We start from the raw sequence: 20,547 nt of genomic DNA, 5'->3' as shown, positions 1-20,547 counted from the left end.
TATGAGTATAGATCATTTGATGATGGAGAGAAGGGTTATAGGTTGAACCTATCATTATTATAGATATTATATCTTGGATCAATGAAGATGCAAATGCTATATTCATTCTAACAGTAAAGCGCAATATGCGGAGAGGTGAAGAACGAATGGCTGCTAAGAAAACGATGTATGAAAAAATTTGGGATGATCACGTTATCGTTCAAGAGGAAGGAAAACCGGGGATTTTGTACATTGATCTGCACCTCGTGCATGAAGTGACATCCCCGCAGGCGTTCGAAGGGCTGCGCCTGAGCGGCCGCAAGGTGCGCAGACCGGAATTGACGTTCGCTACGATGGATCACAATGTGCCGACGAAAGATCGCTTCAATATTACCGACCCGATCTCGAAGCAGCAGATCGATACGCTGTCCAAAAACTGCGCGGAGTTCGGGGTGACGTTGTTCGATCTGAACAGTATCGATCAAGGGGTCGTGCACGTCATGGGCCCTGAGCTCGGTCTGACCCATCCGGGGAAGACCATTGTATGCGGAGACAGCCATACGTCGACCCATGGGGCGTTCGGAGCGCTTGCCTTCGGTATCGGGACAAGCGAGGTCGAGCATGTGCTGGCTACCCAATGTCTGCAGCAAGCCAAATCGAAGACGATGGAAGTGCGCTTCGTCGGCAAGCGGAAGCCGGGCGTCACCGCCAAGGACATGATTCTCGGCTTCATCGCCCAATACGGAACGGACTTCGCGACCGGATATGTCATCGAATATACGGGCGAAGCGATTCGCGAGCTGACGATGGAAGAGCGGATGACGGTCTGCAACATGTCGATTGAAGCGGGGGCGCGTGCCGGACTCATCGCGCCGGACGAGACGACCTTCGAGTATTTGCGCGGACGCCAGTATGTTCCTCAGGGCGCGGCCTTCGAGAAGGCGATCGAACGCTGGAAGCAGCTTGCCACCGATGAAGGCGCCGCCTATGACATGATCGTGGAAGTCGATATGGACCGTCTCATTCCGCAGGTCACCTGGGGCACGAGCCCGGGCATGGGAACGGATATTACGGCCGCGGTGCCGAATCCGGCAGATTTCAAGACCGAGAATGAGCGCAAGGCCGCGGAGAAGGCGCTTGAATATATGGGGCTTGCGCCGGGAACGCCGATGACGGAGATTCACATCGATTATGTATTTATCGGATCTTGCACGAACGGACGGATTGAAGACTTGCGGGCGGCCGCGGAAGTGGCCAGAGGACATAAAGTGAGCGACAAGGTCACCGCAATCGTGGTGCCTGGATCGGGCCGCGTCAAATTGCAGGCCGAGCGCGAAGGGCTGGATGCCGTGTTCAAGGAAGCGGGCTTCGAATGGCGCGATGCCGGGTGCAGCATGTGCCTCGCGATGAATCCGGACGTCCTGCAGCCGGGACAGCGCTGCGCATCGACCTCGAACCGGAACTTCGAAGGACGCCAGGGCCGCGGTGGACGGACTCACCTCGTCTCGCCGGCGATGGCTGCGGCCGCTGCCATCAAGGGGCACTTCGTCGATGTGCGCAATTGGGAATTTAAATCGGAAGTATTGAACTAGGAGGGAACGGACGATGCAACCATTTACAACGATGACGGGATTGGTGGCGCCGGTGGATCGGGTGAACGTAGATACGGACGCCATCATTCCGAAGCAATTTTTGAAGCGTATCGAGCGCAGCGGATTCGGGCAGTTTTTGTTTTACGAATGGCGGTTTGACGAGGAAGGGAAGGAGATTCCTTCCTTCTCCCTCAATCAGCCGCAATACAGCGGAGCGTCCGTGCTGCTGTCGCGGGCCAATTTTGGCTGCGGCTCCTCGCGCGAGCACGCGCCTTGGGCGATACTTGATTATGGCTTCCGCTGTGTGATTGCGCCTTCCTTTGCGGATATTTTCTATAATAACTGCTTCAAGAACGGCATTCTGCCTATCAAGCTGTCGGAGGAGCAGGTGGAGGACCTGTTCCGGCGGACGGCGGGCCGCGAAGGCTACAAGCTTCACATTGACCTGGAGAACAAGCGGTTAACCGATGATTACGGCTTGTCCTGCTCATTCGACCTGGATGAGCACCGCCGCCAATTTTTGCTTCAGGGGCTTGATGATATCGGGTTGACTCTCCAGCATGAAGATGCGATTGCCGCTTATGAGGCGAAGCATGCGGAGCGTCTGGCGTCTTCCGCGTCCTGACAACTGAATCTCCCAAGCAATTAGACTCCCTCCTGTGAAGAATCTTCTTCGCAGAGGGAGTTTTAGCCGTTATCGCGGCTTGACTCTCCATGGAGCGTGGCATATACTCGGCATGATAATGCGCAAGATCCGAAAAAGGGCTTACCTTGTTGCTCAAGAGGGGGAAATTCCATGAGAGAGCGGCTGATGCAAGCTGCCCTGGACTTGATGTCGGTACAGGGACTCAAATTTACGATGAGCGATCTGGCCAGGGAGATGGGGATAAGCAAGCGAACCATTTATGAGCATTTCGCCTCGAAGGAAGAATTGATCGGCTCGATCGTCGACCAATCGATCGGTGAAGTTATTCTGCTTGAAAAAGGGATTTACGAGAATCCCGACTGGAGCAGTCTGGAGAAACTGAAGCGGGTGCTCTCCATCGTGCCGAGCGGGCTGAAGCTGAGCGATCAGCGGCTGCTGGCGGAGATGAAGCGGTTTGCTCCTAATGAATGGAGTAAAATCAACAATTATTTGCAGGAAGAATGCGGCTGGTCTACCGTGAGCCAGATTATTGAAGAAGGCATTGCCGCCGGGGAAATACGGCCTGTCCATGTGCCGAGCGTCGTGCAGATGATGATCGGAGCTTCGGCCGCCTTGTTCGATCCGGAATTTCTGATGCGCTCGTCCTGTACGCTGCAGCAAGCCGTAGAATTGATGGCAGAGACGATGACGCAGGGACTGGCGGCATCGGCCAGCGATGCAGAGACGCCCGCCTGAATGGCAAAATGGCGGGAAATGCCGGTTAACGATATACGAAGATGTATAGGAGAAGCGAAGCAAGCACGCTTGGCAGACCGAGCAAGAGCAGCGTAGCGCTGAAGCTTGTCTGCCGGCGCGTATCATCCTCCGAGTTCAGTGCATAATTGAATTGCCAATGTCTATGATCCCGGAACGTGCCGGACAGCAAGCCGGCGAATGCCCATAGTCCGAGCCCGACGAAGCCGTTGATGAGGAACATGTGGTACAGATTGCTCGTAACCATCGCGTAGATTCCCGTAACTCCTATGATGATCAATCCCCATAGGATGCGGATGTACATAGATAGCGCCCCCTTTACTAATTATTCCATCGGCATCTATTATACGATGATATGGCTAATAATGGAATGGATTGATTGCAAATAACCGCCTTATCCGAAAGGGTAAGGCGGTTCGTTCGTTTTGATGCGCATATCATGATTTGGAATTGACAATGACTTGCTGTCTGGCTTCTCCTGCATGGTCCCCTTGCTTCGCCTTGACATCCTTCGCCGAGCGAAGCGGGATTTCCTTCAGGAAGAAGGTCAGGACCACGGCTACGGCCGTGACGATAGCGCCAGTCAGGAAGGTGCTGGTCACGCCGTAGCTGAGCGCTTCGCGCACCATATGAACGAGATTGTCGACCATCGTCTGCAGTTCGGGCGGAAGCTGGTTCATGATGCCTTCCAGCTTCGGCTGATCGAGCAGCGTCTGCGGGTTCATCACTTCCTTGATCGATTCCGCGTATTTCGGATCGATCTGCATCTGGCCGCCGGAAGCGCCGGATGCCGCGCCGAGCTCGGTCATTTTGCTGGTCATATGCGAGCTCATGACCGTTCCCATTACGGCGATGCCGATCGTTCCGCCCAAAGAACGGAACAGCTGCGACGATGCGGTCGCGACGCCGAGCTGCTGCGGCTCAACCGCATTCTGAATCGTCAGAGAGAAGACGGGCATGCTGATCCCGAGCCCGAGGCCGACGATGCACATATAGATAACGGTAATATAAATCGCCGTCTCCGGAGTCATGAAGTGCAGCAGCACCATGCCGAAGGTCATAATGAGCAGGCCGGCGATGGCCATCTTTTTATATTTTCCGGTCTTCGAGATGAACTGGCCGATAAATGCCGTGCACAAAATCATGACCACGGACATCGGCATCGTGACATAACCCGAATAGGTCGGGGAGATGCCCTTAACCCCTTGCACAAAGAACGGAACATAAATGATGGCCCCCATCATGCCGGCATTCAATACGAATCCGGCCAGGTTCGACACGGTGACGATGCCATTGCGGAACAGCGACAACGGCAGCACCGGAGATTTGACCTTCATTTCCACCAGAATGAATATAATGAGGGAAACGATTGTTGCCGAGAACAACCCGATGATTTGCCATGAACCCCAAGGGTATTTGCCCGCGCCGTCTCCCGCCCAGGAGAAGGCGAGCAGCAGGGGCACAATCGTAGTCGTCAGGAACACAGAGCCCCAATAATCGATCTTCTCCCCTTCTTTGCGCTCCACTTTCGGGAACAGGGCGATAATCATGAAGAAGGCGATAATGCCCAGCGGAAGGAACATCCAGAAGACCCATCTCCAATCCAGGTGATCGACCAGATAACCCCCCAGCGGCGGTCCCAAAACGCTGGACAAGCCGAACACGCCGCTCATGACGCCCATCCATTTCGCCCGCTCCCGCGGAGCGTATAGATCGCCGACCGCCGTAAATGCGGTAGACATAATGATGCCGGCGCCCATCCCCTGGATGCCGCGGAAGGCAATCAATTGAAAAATGTCGGCGGAGAAGCCGCTCAGGAAGGCGCCCAGCATGAACAGCGCGATACCTGCCAGGATAAAGGGCTTGCGTCCGTAAATGTCGGACAATTTGCCGACCAGCACGGTAGCGACCGTCGAGGTCAGCAGATAGATCGTAATCGCCCATGTATAATAGTCCATCCCGCCGAGCTTTGCGATAATGCGCGGCATGGCGACCCCGATGATCGTCTGATTGATGGCCGAGAAGAACATGGCTGCCATAATCGCGATCATGATTGTTAGTTTTCGTTTTTCCGATAAATGTTCCATAAATCCACTCCTTGTCTTACTCCCTTACTCTTCCATCATTTCTAGCTCATATTTGTCCAGGTTCTCCAGCAGCTTCTCATAGGTACGGTTGAGATGCTGCAGGTCGTCTGGCGGCAAGTTATTGAACAGATAACGGATGATCTCCAGCCGCTCCCGGTGAAGCTCTCGCATCACATCCATGCCTTTGTCGGTAATCTCCAGGAAGACGACTCTGCGATCCTCCTCGTCGCGCTTCCGCTGGGCATAACCGTTCGCGATCAGCTTATCGGAAATGCTGGTGACGCCGCCCGGCGTAATGCCGATCGACTCCGCCAGGCCGGACACCTTCTGCGGTCCTTCGGTCGCCAGCTTCACGAGGATATAAGTCTGTGAATCCGACAAGCGATCGTGGAACTTCTTCTTCCGCAGGCACTGAATCTTGCGGGATACCCGCCAGAACAGCCGCTCGAACTGAATGAGATCCTCATCTCCCGCCATTATTCAACCTCCTTTAGTTGCTATAATTTATACAAATTATAATGTATACAAGTTAAATAGTTTACCAACTAAAATAAAAAGTAATTCATAGTATATTCCTCTGTTTACATAGCGTCAACCTTTTTTTAAAAGTTTTTCTTGCCATGGCCTTCCAGTTCCATTACCTTAATAAGTAAAGGCAAAATATGCCCGAAAAATGTTGAAAACACGCAACTTTTGTTCATGTTTTCCGTCTAATATATCGTCCGGTCTGAACACATAGACAAATAGGCCGGAACAATATGAAAGGATGTAGAGGTGAAGATGAAAAAAGGAAAAAAATTTGGTGTAGCTCTGATGCTCATGTGGTTGTTCATGCTGTTTCCTCAATTGGGACAAGCCGCTCCGACAGGAGCCTTGTACCTGGATGGCAATTCCATTTCATTGCCGGAAAAGATTACGTTAGTTCATTCGGTCACTATGATTCCGGTTCGCGTCGTGTCGGAACAGTTAGGGTATAAGGTCGATTGGGACCCGAAGGCGAAGACGGTAGCCATATATAATGACAGCAAACGATTGACTATGGCCGTCGATCAGAAGACGGCAACGGTAGATGACAAGGAAGTCAAGCTGGACGTAGCGCCGATGCTTCAAAAGGGCACCACACTTGTGCCGCTGAGGTTCATTGGCGAGAATATGGGATTGACGGTAGATTGGGACAAGGAGACCAAGTCTGTCTATCTGTTCACGGCTGACGAGTCCTCCGAAGCCGTCCCGCCAACGCCGGGTACCCCGAGCGGCGAGGACGCCAATGGGAGCGGATCGAATTCGGAAGACGGAAATTCCGATGGGAGCGTTGGCGGTGTAGTCGACCCTGATGCCCTAATCACAGGTTTTTCATTCATTGATAACAAGTTACATATCGCTGCTTCCAGCAATGTCCTTCCGAGCATTATGACGATGGACTCCCCGGATCGGGTCGTTATCGACTTCCCGAAGGCCGTATTTTCCGAGGAATTTTTTGAGAAATTCCGTTTCGACGCCGGCAGTCAAGGGGAAATGGAAATTACGGACTACCCTGACGTACAGCGAATCCGCTTTGCGATGTTCAGCGACAACCCGAATACGGTCCGCTTCGTCATTGACTTGGACACCCCGTACCACGGGAAGATTACCTATAATGAATCGGGACTGACGACGGTCGAGCTTGTTCCGGGCAAAGACACCTCTCAACCGAAGCCTCCGATTAAGACGGACGGCAAGTATACGGTCGTTATCGACGCCGGACACGGCGATCACGATTCCGGGGCGGTCAGCGTGAAAAAACGGTACGAAAAGGACTTCAATCTGTCGCTTGCTCTGAAGGTTGGCGAGATTTTGAGTCAAGACGACCGGTTCAACACGGTGCTGTCACGCGAGGATGACACGTTCCTGGAGTTAAGTGAACGAGCGCAGCTGGCGAACAGTATGAATGCCGATCTGTTCGTGTCGATTCATGCGAACAGCGTAGACAATATGCCTCACGTGTCGGGCACGGAGACCTATTACTGGCGGGCGGAGAGCAAGGCGTTCGCCGAGGCGATGCACAAGCAGCTGATGGAAGGAACGCAATTCAAAGACCGCGGTGTCCGCAAGGCGAATCATCATGTTACGAGAGAGACGAAAATGCCGGCCATTTTGCTTGAAATCGGGTTTTTGACCAATGCCGCCGAAGAAGCCCAGCTTTTTGACGAACAGTTCCAACAGCGCGTCGCAGAGCATATCGTCAAGGGGATTCTTGACTATTTGGGCTTGTCCTGAGGATGAAAAGCGCAACTTTTCGCTTCGCATTGCGTCAGGTACGGTGTAAAGGAGGTCATTACTGATGAAAAATAAAAAGTGGTGGGGATTAGCAGCAATCGTCCTGTCGATCTCTTTGGTTGCCGCTTGCGGCGCCAAGCCGACGACGAATGCCGGTCAGCCGGAGGTTCCTCCGTCCGAGACGAAGACGGAAAACGGGGCCGTTCAAGAGCAGACCCCCTCGGAATCGAATCAGGGCGAACCGAATAAGGAAGAGCCTGCGAACCAAGAGCCGGAGAAGCAGGAGCTGTCGATTACGGCTTATGTGTCCGATAGCGATCTGATGGAATTGAAATCGTACTCCGCCAAGATTCAATTTGCGGATGACGAAGAGAAATATAGAGAAGCGCTGAAGGCGCTCCAGACGTCTGACAACCCGGAAGACAATCCGCTATGGAAAAAAATCGAATTCAAGTCGGTGAAGCTGAGCGACGGCACATTGACCGTTGATATTCATATTCCGGAAGATGCCCGTCTCGGCGCCGGCGGCGAGTCGTTCGCTATCGAAGCGTTGACGAAGACACTGTTCCAGTTCGACGAGATCAAAGCGATTGATTTGCTCGTAGACGGCCAAGCCGAGGAGAGCATGATGGGGCATGTCACCCTGGAGCATCCGATTCGCCGGCAATAATACGAACTTTTTGGGAACAGGGGCAGGAATTGCCCCTGTTCTTGTCGAAGTGGAACTACTTATAGCATTTTTTATGGATTATTTGGGGAAGGGGATTACATATGCAATCGAATGATACACAACCAAAGCGCAAGTTCCGTACGCTTGGCAGCGCGCTGCTGGCCGTCTCGCTCACGCTCACTTCCGTGCCAATGGCCGTTATGGCGGCAGAGTCCGGGCAGGAGGCGCAGAAACCGTCTGCATCCGCGGGAGTCAGCCCGATGTTCAGCGATGTTAATCTGGGATTCTGGGCTGAGAAGCATATACATAAGCTTGCAGCCTTGGATATTTTGAAAGGCAACAACGGCAAATTCCGTCCGAATGACGACGTTACCCAGCAAGAGGCAATCACGATGGCGATCCGTTTTATGGGTCTGCAGGGAGAACTGAATTCATCCGATTCGGTTGCTTTGCCAGCCGATTTCAAGGTGGGCGAAATTTTCAAGCCGTATGTCGTGCTGGCTTTCCAGAAGGGGCTTATCGACAAGAACGAGGAGATGGCCAATCCGGATCCAAAGAATAGCTGGGGCGAGAAGAAGGCGACTCGCGAATGGATTACGAAAATCCTCGTTCGCGCCGTCGGGAAGGAAGCGGACGCCAAGCAGGCGAAAAACAAGCAGACCTCTTTCGCGGATAACAGCAAAATCACCCCGTCCGCACTCGGGTATGTCAATACGGCCGTCGATTTGAAGCTGGCAGCCGGTCTGAACGGCAACAAATTCGACCCGCAGGGCAAGGTGACGCGCGCGCAGCTTGCGACCTTTTTCAGCCGCGGGGAGAAGATAGCGGACGTCAAGCGCGCCAATGAATCGGTTGGGTATATTATGGCGCTCACGGATAAGGAAATCCGCTTGTACGGAGAGGACGGCCAGGCTTCGGCGTTCCGACTTGACGACAAGACGCTGTATTACCAGGCCGATTCGGACAAAGCGATCAAGGCATCCGATCTTGCGCTGTACACGAAGGTGCGCGTCCTTGGCAGCGGCGGGGCCGGCGCTTTCGTCGAGCTGCTGGACAATACGCCGCAGGTGGAAACCTCTCAGGCGACGCTGAAATATGCCGTCGGCTCGGAGAACAAGCTGTATGTGAAGCGTGACGGCACAGCGGATTTGAGTGAGATTTTCTATGATTCGTCGACAGTCCTGAAAGACGCAAGCGGGAATTCGATCCAGGCTTCGCAGCTGACGGAGGACAGCGTGCTGGAGATTAAACGGGAAACCTTCTCCTCCGATCGCAAAGTGATCGAGATTCAAGTGAAGTCCGGCCCTGTAAACAAATCGGATAAAGGCACAGTTGTGGCCGTTGACGCGACTAACCGCTCCATTACGATTAAGCCGGAGAGCGGAAGCGAGGAGACCTTCACCGTTGCCGAGGACGCGGTTGTGCGCTACAAGGATCAACTGATGAACGGCATCAAAGATTTGAAGCCGGATTCGACCATCTCCTATGTCGTCAAGAACAGTATCGTGCAGTCGATTGAACTGACTCAATTGACGGAGATGACGGTGACGGGCCGCCTGTACGAGAAGGGGGCCGCGAAGACGAGCTTGACGATCCGCAAGGAGAATGACAAGCTGGAAGCGAAGATGCTTGCGCCGAACGTGGAGATCATTATGGAAGGCATCAAGGTTCCGACATTCGATGATCTGGTTGCCGGAGAATTCGGCGATCGGGTAGAGCTGACGTTGAACAGCGATGATCTGGTCACGAAGATCAAAGTGCTCGATCGGAAGCTGGAGACGCTGATCGGGGTAACGGTTATCAACTATGACCGAACGAACAATCTGTTGACCGTCATGGACGCGAACAAAGTGCCTTACGCCTTGAAATTGACCAACGAGACGCGCTTCGAGCGCAACGGCGATAGCGTGTACATCGATGATATCGTAAGCGACCTGCGGGAGGGCAAGAAGAAAGCGAATATTCAGCATACCGCCAACCAAGCGCTGCTGGTTCAATTCGTCAACAGGTTCGAAGGCACGTTCATTTCAGTAAGCAGCACCGCCAAGACAGTGACTGTGAAGCTGGATAACGGCGTTCCCGTGACGCTCCCTTATAAAAGCAGCACTTTGTATGTGGAGAGATTCGATAAGTCGAGCGCGACGGTGGCCGATCTCCGCAGCGGCGATTATATCGTTGCCTACTTGACGGACGATCAGACAACCGTCAACTCTCTGGCGCTGCGCACCATCGAGCAGTTCGAGGTTGAATCCGTCGATACGTCGCGGAACCGCATCCGTCTGCGCACGTCCGGCTCGAAGGTAGAGGAGTTCAGCGTTGGCAGCACGTCCTTCTATGATCTGGAAGGCAAGAGAATCAAGCTGGCCGATATCAAGCCGAACGAATATCTCAATGTGGTGATGGACGGCCGCAACTTTGTCGAAGCCAGCAAGGTGCAAGTGACCTATGGACGCATCGAATCGATTGACGCCTCTACCGGGGTGATGCAGGTTCGTGATAATCAGGGCAGCGCATCCGTACATCAGCTCGGCAAAAATCCGGTTGTTCAAGTGGATGATTCTTCTTCCACAAGCAGCATCAATGCGCTCAAAACCGGCGATCGGGTCTTTGTGCGCAAGAACGCCGACGGCCTGACCACCATCAATCTGATCACCGGCACGAAGCGGAGCTACTGGAAAGTAAGCGGAGATCAGCTTTACGTCAAGCGTTCGCTTGCGGAGAACAACTATATCTTCAACATGGAGCCAAATGTGTATGTTCATTCCAAAGGCGACAAAATTTCACTGTCCACGATTAAGGAAGACACTGAAATTATGGTCTATCTCGTGAAAAACAAGGTTGTTGAAATCGAAAGATTGTCTTAAAATACAGTAGGGTTGTAATAGACCGTCTCATTCCCGCACAGGGATGAGACGGTTTTTACCTGAGGAATGGAGGGAGCGAATTGGCAACCAGTGCACGAGTACGCCGAATATTGGATACGATCGCCAGCATGTATCCGGATGCGCATTGCGAGTTGATCCACTCCAATCCGTTCGAATTGACGATTGCCGTCCTGTTGTCGGCCCAATGCACGGACGAGACCGTCAATAAGGTAACCGCGGACTTGTTCCGGAAGTATAAGCGCCCCGAGGATTATTTGGCGGTGCCTCTGGAGGAGCTGCAGCAGGACATCCGGCGCATCGGGCTCTACCGGAACAAGGCAAGCAATATCCAGAAGCTGTGCCGCATGCTGCTCGACAAGTATGACGGCGAGGTGCCGCGGGAGCATGCCCAATTGACCGAGCTTCCCGGCGTCGGGCGCAAGACGGCGAACGTCGTCGTCTCCAATGCGTTCGGCGTGCCCGCGATCGCGGTCGATACGCATGTGGAGCGGGTAGCCAAGCGCTTGAAGCTGGCCGATGAACAGGACAGCGTACTGGAAGTGGAGAAGAAGCTGATGCGCAAAGTTCCGCGGGACGAATGGACGCTTACGCATCATCGGCTTATATTTTTTGGACGTTATCATTGCAAAGCGCAGTCGCCCCGGTGCGAGATCTGTCCTCTCATCGATTGCTGCCGCGTGGGAAAAGCACGTATGAAAGCGACCAAACCAAGAAAGACTGGAAAATAAAAGAACGTGAATAGGAGCGGTCGCGATGAAATGCATTTCTGTCTATACGAATGATTTTGAGCAGTTTTCCGATATCTATGAGGCCATCATTCAGACTCCGCCGCAGGAGGATGAAGAGAAGGAAGTGGAAGGCGTCACGATATACGGAGCTGGCGAGGTGCCTGCGCAATATGTGGATCGCATGCGCCAGAAGCGGGGGGTCGTCGTGATGAAGGTGAAGGATTTGGGCATCACGATATTGCAGCACGGCGAGCAATTTGAAATTATCCTCCCGGAACAATAAAATATGGTAAACTAGAAACCGAGTCTAAGGCGGATGCCGCCCAGGCTCGGTTTTCATTATGTCATGCCTTATTTTCCTAGACCGGAGGACATGTAGATGCTGGACTTGAATGCAAAGCAAACGGCCGCAGCAACGACAGCAGGACTTAGCTCCATGGAAGCGTGGCTCGAACATACGGCGGAACGGTTCCGCGAGACAGGAGATTCCGCCCGGAGCCGGCAAATGCTTGATTTGCTCGGCAAATGGCGGGACGGCACTATCATTTTGGCGTTCTGCGGGCATTTTTCCGCCGGCAAATCGACGGTTATCAATCGGCTGTGCGGAGCGGAGCTGCTGCCGTCCAGTCCGATTCCGACGAGCGCGAACGTGGTGACCGTCCGCTATGGCAAGCGGCGGGCCGACATTGTGCGCAGAGACGGGGAACAATCGATCGTCGTCTCCGTGCCGGTTGAACAACTGGCGGAGGTATGCCGCGACGGAGAGAACGTGGAACGGGTCTATCTGTACAATGAAGCCGAGTGGCTGAAGCCCGGGGCGGCTCTGCTCGATACGCCCGGAGTCGATTCGGCCGATCCGGCCCATCGGGAAGCGACGGAAGCGGCCATGCACTTGGCTGATGTCGTATTCTATGTGACCGATTACAATCATGTTCAATCCGAATATAATTTTGCGTTCGCGAAGGAAGTGGCCGATGCCGGCAAGCCGCTCATCTGGATCGTGAACCAGATAGACAAGCACCGCGAGCGCGAGATCGCGTTCGACACTTACCGGGATGACGTGAAGCGGGCGTTGGATGCCTGGCAGCTCAAGCCGGCTGCCATCTTCTATGTCAGCTTGAAGGAGCCGGATCACCCGCTTAATGAATGGACGGCATTGGAGCGATACATGCTCCGCATCGTTGAAGACAAGGAGGAGTTGATCCGGTTCGGCGTGGAGCGGGCCGCGAGGGAACTGGCCGTCTCGCATATCGCGATGCGTATCAGGCCGATCGAGCAGGCGCGGCAGGCATGGATGGAAGCGCTGGGCGGCACGGAAGCGGCACAGGCGCTGAAGGAGCGCTGGGAGGCGCGGCAGGCAGCCGTGCGCGCCGCAGAGGCCGAAGCGCAATCCGTGTCTTCGGCCTTCCAGGAGGCGCTGCAGAAGCTGCTGCGCGATGCGAACATTACGCCGGCGGCGACACGCGACCTGGCTCAATCGTATTTGGAGGCGCGCATGCCCGGCTTCCGTGTCGGGCTGTTCTTCTCCGCCGCGAAGACCGAGCAGGAGCGCGAGCGGCGCCTCGCCGCCTTCGCGGACGCTTGGCGGGAAGGAATCCGCGCCAATGTGGAGGTCCATGTGCTGCGCATGATCCGGGATGCGGCTCGCGCCGCCGGCTTGGACGAGGGGAAGGCGGCCGCGGAGATGGAAGCGGCGCTGCCGGCGCTGGATGGCCCGTGGCTGGCGCAAGCGGTTCAGCCCGGGGCAGGGGCCCCGTCGGAGTATACGCTCAATTATTGCCGCGCGCTCGCCGACGATGCGCGCTCGCTGATACGCCGCGCCGTCCTGGCTCAGGCGGAGCCGTACCTCGCTGCGCAGCGGGCCCGGCTGGAGCGGGAAGCGGAGGCGGAGCGGGTGCAGGCCGGCGAGTTGAGCGCCGAGCTGGCGGAAGATATGCGGCTGGCCGGGCAGGAGCAGGCGCTCGCGGAAGAGCGCGCCGCGCTGCTCGCCTCGTGGGAGTCTGTCCGTTCCATTGAAGCGGACGACCCGCAGCGCTTGCTGCCGCCGGTGGAGCGGCTGCAGACGCGCCGTCCGCCGGCGGAGTCCTCCGCGGCGGCGGAGGCGGCGCCGCCCGCGCTGCGCAGGCCGAAGCCGGCCGCAGCGGAAGCGCCAGCGGGCGCGGCTGTGCAAGCCGCCGGGGCGCGCCGGCTGCTGCGCGATGCGGCGCATCGGCTGACCCGGGCCGCGCAGGCGCTGGAGCCGCTGCCGGCGTTGCGCCCGCTCGCGCAAGGGCTGCGCGACAAGGCCGCCCGGCTTGAGGCGAACCGGTTCACGGTCGCCTTGTTCGGGGCGTTCAGCGCCGGGAAATCGTCGTTCGCCAACGCCCTGATGGGCCAGGACGCGCTTCCGGTGTCGCCGAATCCGACGACGGCTGCGATCAATACAATCGCGGCGCCGGCCGGAGAGCATCCGCATGGCACGGCGCGCATTACGATGAAGAGCGCGGCGAAGCTGCTCGATGATGTCCGCTTCGCACTGGAGAGCATGGGGGAGCGCGAGGCTGCCGCCATGGAAATGGATGAGGCGCTCAAGGCGCTGGAACGGCATTCGCCGGAGACGCTGCATCCGACCGGGCGTCCGCATTACAGCTTCATTCAGGCGGTCAAGCGCGGATATGACGACGCGCGCCCGCATCTCGGAGCGGCGCTTGATGTCGGCTGGGAGGAATACCGCGCCTATGTCAAGGATGAATGGAAATCCGCTTTCGTCGAGCGGATCGATCTGTATCTGGACAGCCCGCTTACCCGGGAAGGGTTCGTGCTCGTCGATACGCCGGGCGCTGACTCCATCAATGCCCGTCATACCGGCGTGTCCTTCAATTATATGAAAAATGCGGATATCATCCTGTTCGTGACCTATTACAACCATGCCTTTTCCCAAGCGGATCGCCAGTTCCTGACCCAACTCGGCCGGGTGAAAGACGCTTTCGAGCTGGATAAAATGTTCTTCCTCGTCAATGCTTCGGATCTGGCTGCATCCGAGGAGGAGTTGGATGGAGTGGTAAGCTACGTCTCGGATCGGCTGACGGAATTCGGCATCCGCCGTCCGCGCTTGTTCCCGGTCTCGAGCCTGCGGGGACTGGAAGCTCGGCTCTCGGGCAATCCGGAAGAATGGCAGGCTTCCGGCCTTGCCGCTTTCGAAGAGCAGTTCCTCCGCTTCGCCTCGGATGATCTGGCCGGCCTGAGCGCGGAAGTATCCCGCCAGGAGCTGCGCAGAGTGTTGTCGCAGCTGCAGGCGATGTGGGACGCCGCGCATGCGGACGCATCGGAGCGGGCGCGCCAGGCGGAGCATATCCGGCTGGCTGCCGCCGAATGCGAGGCGCGCGTCCGCGAATGGCTGCATGCCGACGAGCGCGCCCGGCTGGAGCAGGAAGCCGACGAGCTGTTGTACCACGTTCGGCAGCGGATGCTATACCGGTTCAACGACAGCTTCGCGTACGCGTTCAATCCGGCCTCCCTGCGGCAGGACGCCCGCGGCGGCGATGCGGCGCTGGAACGGTGCTATCGCGAATGGCTGCGCCTGTTCCGTAAGGAGCTGTCCAACGAGCTGTATGCGACATCCCTCCGCTTGGAGCAGGCGGCGAAGCGAATCATACAGAATCAGCGCGCGCGTCTCACCGAGTATTGCGAGCAGCATCTTCCAGGCTTCGCCTTGGCGGCGGAACCGCTGGAATCATGGCCGACTCCGGAGGTACAGGAGCCAGCCGAGCCGGCGGATGCATCGGTCCGTTGGCTGCGCTCTTATTTCCGCAGCGCCAAAGCGTTCTTCGAAGGAGGCGGACGCGAGGAGCTGCGGCGGGCGCTTGAAGAAAAAGCATCGCAAGCGATTCAAAGGACGGTACGCGACCATCGCGACGCCTTCGCGGAGCATGCGCTGCAGCAGATGGACCAGACCGTCCGGCAGCTGCGCGGGCAATGGGAGGCTGCGCTTCGCACCCATGCCGAGCGTCTGGACGAGGCATCGCGGACAGATTATGACGCGGAGCCGCTGCGCGAAGCGATCGAAGCGGTGCGGAGCACGTTGAGCTGAGATGAGTTGAACGGGTTTCTATATCAAAAAGGCATCAATTCGAAGATAACGCTTACCACGTATGAACGGGGTAAGCGTTATTGCGTCTATTGCGGCTAGGATCGAAGGAAATCCGATGATTTAAAAGAGATCATCGGATTCGTTCTCTGAATTCTCGAAATAGGAAGTCATACCCGGAATTATGAGCGAATTGCCGTTTTGCCGTTGAATGGGGCCGATGATAAACTGCAATACATCTAATGAGTGCGCGTTCAAAATATGTGCCTTCCGGTTCGTTCCGGTGTGCCGCATCGGCGGGGACAGATCATTTGAGCAGCCACGACGAAAGACAGTTATGGGGAGGAGAAGTCCGATGAACGTCTTCAAACAGCTCGGCTCGTTCTACTGGCCCAAACGAGGCCTGCTGTTCGCATCGGTGTTTTGCTTGATTGTTGCGACGGCGCTCGGATTGGTTTATCCCAATCTGCTGCGCATCCTTATCGACGACGTGATAGCAAAAAAGCGGTTCGAATCGGTGCCTTGGCTGGCAATAACGGTCGTTGTCGTTGTCAGTATCAAAGGCACTTTGCAATTTTTGCACGGATTTTTTGGCGGACGCCTGGGAAATCATGTGGCCTATGAAATGAGGGGCGCCTGCTACCGCAAGCTGCAATTTTTATCATTCCGGTATTATGACAAAGCAAGAACAGGCGACCTGATGTCTCGCTTGACGGCTGATTTGGAAGCGATTCGCAACTTCATCGGGTTCGGGTTCGCCCAGATCCTGAACATGGTGCTCATGGTCGTATTCGGCGCCGCGATGATGTTCTCGATCGATTGGGGGTTAACGCTAACTACCCTTGTCTCCATTCCGCTGCTCGTTTTTGTCGCCTTCCGCTTCGAATCGAAGATTCATCCGGCATTTCGGGAAATGCGAATTGCGTTCAGCCAATTGACGACGGCGGTTCAGGAGAACATTACCGGCGTGCGCACCGTCAAATCATTCGCCCGGGAGAGCCATGAAGTCGACAAGTTCTCCGATCGGAACGAAGCGTACAAGGCCAACCAAATCTATGCATCGACCTTGTGGGGGCGCTATTTTCCGTTAATGGAAATGCTGGCCTGCTTCTGTATCGTCCTCCTCATCGCGGTTGGGGGAACGAAGGTCATAAACGGCTCAATGTCTCTGGGCGAACTGGTATCCTTCTTCAGCATGATCTGGTACATTATCGGGCCAATGTGGGGCGTTGGCTTCCACATCAACAACTATACGCAGTCGAAGGCGTCCGGAGAACGGGTGCTGGAGCTGCTGGACACGCCGATCGACGTTCAGAACCGGAAGGATGCGATTGTGCTCGATGACAGCCAAGTCAGAGGCCACGTCCAGTTCAACGACGTAACCTTCCGCTATGAAGGCGATGTCGACGCCATCCGCAAGGTGACAATCGATGCGGAGCCCGGCAAGGTCATCGGCCTGCTTGGCGGAACCGGCTCCGGGAAGACGACGATTATCCAACTGCTGATGCGGGCGTATGACGTGAAGCAGGGCAGCATTATGTTGGATGGACAGGACATCCGCAACCTGGATATCCAGAGTCTGCGGAGCCAGATGGCGACCGTCTTCCAGGAGACGTTCCTGTTCTCTTCTTCCATTTATAATAATATTGCTTATGGGCGTGATGACGTAACGATGGAAGATGTCATTCGGGTAGCCAAGCTGTCCAAGGCGCATGACTTCATCACGGAGCTTCCGCTTGGCTACGATACCATTGTCGGAGAGCGCGGACTCGGGCTCTCCGGAGGTCAGAAGCAGCGCATCGCGCTCGCTCGCGCATTGCTGAAGGATCCGAAGATTCTTATTCTCGATGATGCGACCAGCGCCGTAGATATGGAGACCGAGCATGAGATTCAGGCCGGCTTCCAGGAAGTAATGAAAGGGCGTACGGTCTTCATCATTGCGCACCGCATTTCGTCTCTGCGTCATGCGGATGAGATTATTGTCCTGGACAAGGGCGAGATAATTCAACGAGGCACGCATGATGAATTGATTCAGGTGCCGGGCACATATCAGGATATTTACCGGATTCAATATGCAGACCAGCTGCAGGGCGCTGCGGCAGGCATGAGAGAGCAGGTGAGAGCATGAGCGCGATGAATGATGCGGCTGCCGCCGGCCGGAAGGGGCGGGACAATTCGCCGGATCCGTCACAGACACGCTCCCGGTTCGTCTACCAGGATGACGAGATCATTGAAAAACCGTTCAACTGGGCCCAGATGCGCCGCTTGCTCGTCTATATGAAGCCCTACCGCAAGCAGCTGCTCCCTGTCCTTATCGTCATGATGGTATTGGGCACCATTACGAAGCTGGCAATCCCGTTCCTTATCAGCTATGCGATTGACCATGCGATACAGCCGGCGGTCGGGGATCCGTCGACACGGCTGCTCTATATTATCGCCGGAACGGTATTTGGCCTGTACCTTGTGCAGTGGGCGGCCAACGCGTTCCGCATCAAGTTCATGAACGTGATCGGTCAGCGGATCATTTACGATCTCCGGGCGGACCTGTTCAAGCACATTCAGAAGCTGTCTTTTCATTTCTATGACAAGCGTCCGGCGGGTTCCGTGCTTGTGCGGATTACCAACGATGTCAACTCGCTGCAGGATCTGTTCACGAACGGCGCTGTCAATACGCTCGTTGACTGCCTGCAGCTGCTCGGGATCATTATCATTTTGCTGTTCCTGAACGTGCAGTTGGCGGTAGCGGTCATGATTACCGTGCCGATTATGTTCCTGATCTCGACCAAGCTGCGCAAAAAGATCCGTTTTGCCTGGCAGGATGTGCGCATCAAGCAGTCGCGCATCAACTCTCATTTGAACGAAGCGATTCAAGGGATCCGGGTAACGCAGGCTTATGCGCAAGAGCAAGCAAACATGGAATATTTCGAGCACATGAACCAAGTCAACAAAAAATCATGGGATCGGGCGTCCGCCATGAACCAGACGTTCGGCCCGGTCATCGAGATTACGAGCGCTGCCGGGGCGTTTATCCTCTTCATGCTCGGTTCGCATCTCGTGCAGACCGAGGCGATTACGGTCGGCGTTTTGTTCGCCTTTGCGCAGTATATCGGGAACTTCTGGGAACCGATCAACCGGCTAGGCCAGATGTATTCGCAAATGCTGATTGCAATGGCTTCGTCGGAGCGCATCTTCGAATTCATGGATGAGCGCCCGACCATCGCGGAGAAGGAGCTTGCGCGCACGATGCCGGAAGTGCGCGGCGACGTGAGCTTCGAAAACATCGTGTTCGAATACGAGAAAGGCCGCCCGGCGCTGCGCAACATCTCCCTGTCCGCCCAGGCAGGGGAATCGATTGCCCTCGTCGGCCATACCGGATCCGGGAAAAGCACCATCATCAGCCTGCTCAGCCGGTTCTACGATCCGACGGAAGGCCGCGTGCTCGTTGACGGCATCGATATTCGGGATGTGACGCTGGAAAGTCTCCGCTCCCAGATTGGCATCGTGCTGCAGGATACATTTATCTTCTCGGGGACGATTCGCGACAACATCCGCTTCGGGCGGCTCGATGCGACAGATGCGGAAGTCGAGGCAGCCGCCAAGGCGGTATTCGCGCATGACTTCATCGTCCACCTGAAGGACGGGTATGATACCGAGGTGCAGGAGCGGGGCAATCTGCTCTCCATGGGACAGCGGCAATTGCTTTCGTTCGCCCGGGCGCTGCTGGCGAATCCGCGCATTCTCATTCTGGACGAGGCGACGGCGAGCATTGACACCGAGACCGAGCTGAAAATTCAGGAGGCGCTGAAAACGCTGCTGCAGGGCCGGACTTCATTCATCATTGCCCACAGGCTGTCAACCATTCGCCACTGCGATAACATCATCGTCTTGGATCATGGGGTGATTCAAGAGCAGGGCACGCATCAAGAGCTGATGGCGAAGCAAGGAACTTACTATGGCCTTGTCGCCGCCCAATACAAATATATGTAAGCGGAATGAAGATGGCTCCATTCGTTCGGGATCGACCTGAACCGCGCACTGCGGATCGGGGAGGTTCCGCGAGTGGAGCTTTTTTGGTGCGACATCGGAGAAGGGGAGCTATGAGCCGCTTACAAGCACTCTCCCCTCCATTCAGGAGGCAGGTGATTGCGTCTGTCTTACCCCCTTATACATACTCTCCCTATCGCTCAGAATGCCGGCTATCACACGGTATTTTATTCCCATGATCAATATTGCTGTCTATGATTACGCCAGTCGAGAAAAAGTAGTGGTGCAGAGTGGAAGGGTTCATAATTCTTCATTAAGACACTGAAGCATCCCAACCATGGAGATGGAGACGACTACCATGCGCTGCCTGATTAAAAGGGAGAGTACGCAAAGGACATGCAGGCGGCATATCGGGGCGTGCCTGAACAAAAGGGATAAGGCCAATAGCGGGCCGAGTAGCGTGACGCGAAGGCAGCGCGGGTCCGCGGATCAAAGAGGTAGAACGGCCTGATTAGAAGGGAGAGCGCATCAAGGAGAACAAAGTGGCCCGACTGAAGGGACAGCGCATCAAGGAGAACAAAGTGGCCTGAGCGCGCAAATGGAAGACAACCTCTCCTGACGAGACGGGAGAGGTTGCAAAAGAGAATGGACCAGTTTGACTGCGAAATGAACCTGACGGAAAGGGAGAATGATGAAAAGAGCAGTCAAAGGCTGGGAGAATGAGAATGCCGGCCGCTCACTTGCTGCGGCTTGGGAGTCAATGAACGAGCCCGCTTGTCCCAGAGGGTTTTTTTATTGCGGAGCGGGGGGGCTCGTTTGCAAAACGGTACGCGAACAGGTATTCTAATAAAATAAGTATGTATTGTCAGTCGCATGGCAGTATACGTAACGAGTCGGCCAT

At 55.6% G+C, this 20,547-nt stretch carries 14 protein-coding genes; 11 read left to right on the top strand and 3 right to left on the bottom strand.

Annotated elements, in window-relative coordinates:
- The first annotated feature begins 146 nt into the window (after positions 1 to 146).
- From leuC to L6439_RS15870, 3 genes are all read left to right on the top strand, one after another.
- Positions 147 to 1,571 (top strand): 3-isopropylmalate dehydratase large subunit, encoded by a 1,425-nt coding sequence (leuC, locus tag L6439_RS15880; RefSeq protein WP_213468261.1) that lies wholly within the window; start codon positions 147 to 149, stop codon positions 1,569 to 1,571.
- Between the two features lie 13 nt (positions 1,572 to 1,584).
- Entirely contained in the window at positions 1,585 to 2,196 is a 612-nt protein-coding gene (gene leuD, locus L6439_RS15875; RefSeq protein WP_168181367.1) for a 3-isopropylmalate dehydratase small subunit, read from the top strand.
- A gap of 171 nt (positions 2,197 to 2,367) precedes the next feature.
- Positions 2,368 to 2,952: a TetR/AcrR family transcriptional regulator gene (locus L6439_RS15870; protein ID WP_168181368.1), complete on the top strand. Its 585-nt coding sequence runs from the start codon at positions 2,368 to 2,370 to the stop codon at positions 2,950 to 2,952.
- 25 nt (positions 2,953 to 2,977) lie between these two features.
- On the opposite strand, the gene L6439_RS15865 is transcribed toward L6439_RS15870, so the two are convergent.
- The 3 genes from L6439_RS15865 to L6439_RS15855 all read right to left on the bottom strand — a co-directional run bounded on the left by L6439_RS15865 (position 2,978) and on the right by L6439_RS15855 (position 5,534).
- A complete protein-coding gene (locus L6439_RS15865; protein WP_168181369.1) occupies positions 2,978 to 3,274 on the bottom strand; it encodes a DUF5316 domain-containing protein in 297 nt (98 codons plus the stop codon).
- A 133-nt stretch (positions 3,275 to 3,407) separates the two neighbouring features.
- Positions 3,408 to 5,057, bottom strand: coding sequence for an MDR family MFS transporter (locus L6439_RS15860; RefSeq protein ID WP_213468262.1), 1,650 nt, complete (start codon positions 5,055 to 5,057; stop codon positions 3,408 to 3,410).
- A 24-nt stretch (positions 5,058 to 5,081) separates the two neighbouring features.
- The gene (locus L6439_RS15855) at positions 5,082 to 5,534 is read right to left on the bottom strand and encodes a MarR family winged helix-turn-helix transcriptional regulator (RefSeq protein WP_168181371.1); all 453 of its coding nucleotides are present in this window, start codon (positions 5,532 to 5,534) and stop codon (positions 5,082 to 5,084) included.
- A 303-nt stretch (positions 5,535 to 5,837) separates the two neighbouring features.
- Between L6439_RS15855 and L6439_RS15850 the strand changes: the two genes are divergently transcribed.
- From L6439_RS15850 to L6439_RS15815, 8 genes are all read left to right on the top strand, one after another.
- A complete protein-coding gene (locus L6439_RS15850) occupies positions 5,838 to 7,313 on the top strand; it encodes an N-acetylmuramoyl-L-alanine amidase family protein (protein WP_213468263.1) in 1,476 nt (491 codons plus the stop codon).
- 64 nt (positions 7,314 to 7,377) lie between these two features.
- Positions 7,378 to 7,983, top strand: a complete 606-nt coding sequence (locus tag L6439_RS15845) for a GerMN domain-containing protein (RefSeq protein WP_168181373.1) — start codon at positions 7,378 to 7,380, stop codon at positions 7,981 to 7,983.
- A 101-nt stretch (positions 7,984 to 8,084) separates the two neighbouring features.
- Entirely contained in the window at positions 8,085 to 10,847 is a 2,763-nt protein-coding gene (locus tag L6439_RS15840; RefSeq protein ID WP_213468264.1) for an S-layer homology domain-containing protein, read from the top strand.
- A 128-nt stretch (positions 10,848 to 10,975) separates the two neighbouring features.
- Positions 10,976 to 11,596 carry an endonuclease III gene (nth, locus tag L6439_RS15835; RefSeq protein ID WP_237096928.1) on the top strand — a complete coding sequence of 207 codons (621 nt, stop codon included), beginning with the start codon at positions 10,976 to 10,978 and terminating at the stop codon, positions 11,594 to 11,596.
- Positions 11,597 to 11,621: 25 nt separating this feature from the next.
- Complete coding sequence (locus L6439_RS15830) at positions 11,622 to 11,879, top strand: NAD/NADP transhydrogenase alpha subunit (protein ID WP_168181376.1); 258 nt, start codon at positions 11,622 to 11,624, stop codon at positions 11,877 to 11,879.
- A 96-nt stretch (positions 11,880 to 11,975) separates the two neighbouring features.
- Complete coding sequence (locus L6439_RS15825; protein ID WP_213468265.1) at positions 11,976 to 15,665, top strand: dynamin family protein; 3,690 nt, start codon at positions 11,976 to 11,978, stop codon at positions 15,663 to 15,665.
- A gap of 352 nt (positions 15,666 to 16,017) precedes the next feature.
- Complete coding sequence (locus L6439_RS15820) at positions 16,018 to 17,790, top strand: ABC transporter ATP-binding protein (protein WP_213468266.1); 1,773 nt, start codon at positions 16,018 to 16,020, stop codon at positions 17,788 to 17,790.
- Positions 17,787 to 19,649: an ABC transporter ATP-binding protein gene (locus L6439_RS15815; RefSeq protein WP_213468267.1), complete on the top strand. Its 1,863-nt coding sequence runs from the start codon at positions 17,787 to 17,789 to the stop codon at positions 19,647 to 19,649. Before L6439_RS15820 ends, L6439_RS15815 begins: the two co-directional genes overlap by 4 nt.
- Positions 19,650 to 20,547: the final 898 nt, after the last annotated feature.

This window comes from Paenibacillus dendritiformis (genome assembly GCF_021654795.1).
Lineage (GTDB): Bacteria > Bacillota > Bacilli > Paenibacillales > Paenibacillaceae > Paenibacillus_B.
Note: the sequence above shows the minus strand (reverse complement) of the source record. Positions and strands in the feature narration are given on the sequence as shown.

Coding starts and splice junctions, on each gene's coding strand:
- L6439_RS15840 (WP_213468264.1), top strand. CDS start 8,085: ATGCAATCGAATGATACACAACCAAAGCGCAAGTTCCGTACGCTTGGC.
- L6439_RS15815 (WP_213468267.1), top strand. CDS start 17,787: ATGAGCGCGATGAATGATGCGGCTGCCGCCGGCCGGAAGGGGCGGGAC.
- L6439_RS15825 (WP_213468265.1), top strand. CDS start 11,976: ATGCTGGACTTGAATGCAAAGCAAACGGCCGCAGCAACGACAGCAGGA.
- L6439_RS15850 (WP_213468263.1), top strand. CDS start 5,838: ATGAAAAAAGGAAAAAAATTTGGTGTAGCTCTGATGCTCATGTGGTTG.
- nth (WP_237096928.1), top strand. CDS start 10,976: ATGTATCCGGATGCGCATTGCGAGTTGATCCACTCCAATCCGTTCGAA.
- L6439_RS15860 (WP_213468262.1), bottom strand. CDS start 5,057: ATGGAACATTTATCGGAAAAACGAAAACTAACAATCATGATCGCGATT.
- L6439_RS15845 (WP_168181373.1), top strand. CDS start 7,378: ATGAAAAATAAAAAGTGGTGGGGATTAGCAGCAATCGTCCTGTCGATC.
- L6439_RS15870 (WP_168181368.1), top strand. CDS start 2,368: ATGAGAGAGCGGCTGATGCAAGCTGCCCTGGACTTGATGTCGGTACAG.
- leuD (WP_168181367.1), top strand. CDS start 1,585: ATGCAACCATTTACAACGATGACGGGATTGGTGGCGCCGGTGGATCGG.
- L6439_RS15820 (WP_213468266.1), top strand. CDS start 16,018: ATGAACGTCTTCAAACAGCTCGGCTCGTTCTACTGGCCCAAACGAGGC.
- leuC (WP_213468261.1), top strand. CDS start 147: ATGGCTGCTAAGAAAACGATGTATGAAAAAATTTGGGATGATCACGTT.
- L6439_RS15830 (WP_168181376.1), top strand. CDS start 11,622: ATGAAATGCATTTCTGTCTATACGAATGATTTTGAGCAGTTTTCCGAT.
- L6439_RS15865 (WP_168181369.1), bottom strand. CDS start 3,274: ATGTACATCCGCATCCTATGGGGATTGATCATCATAGGAGTTACGGGA.
- L6439_RS15855 (WP_168181371.1), bottom strand. CDS start 5,534: ATGGCGGGAGATGAGGATCTCATTCAGTTCGAGCGGCTGTTCTGGCGG.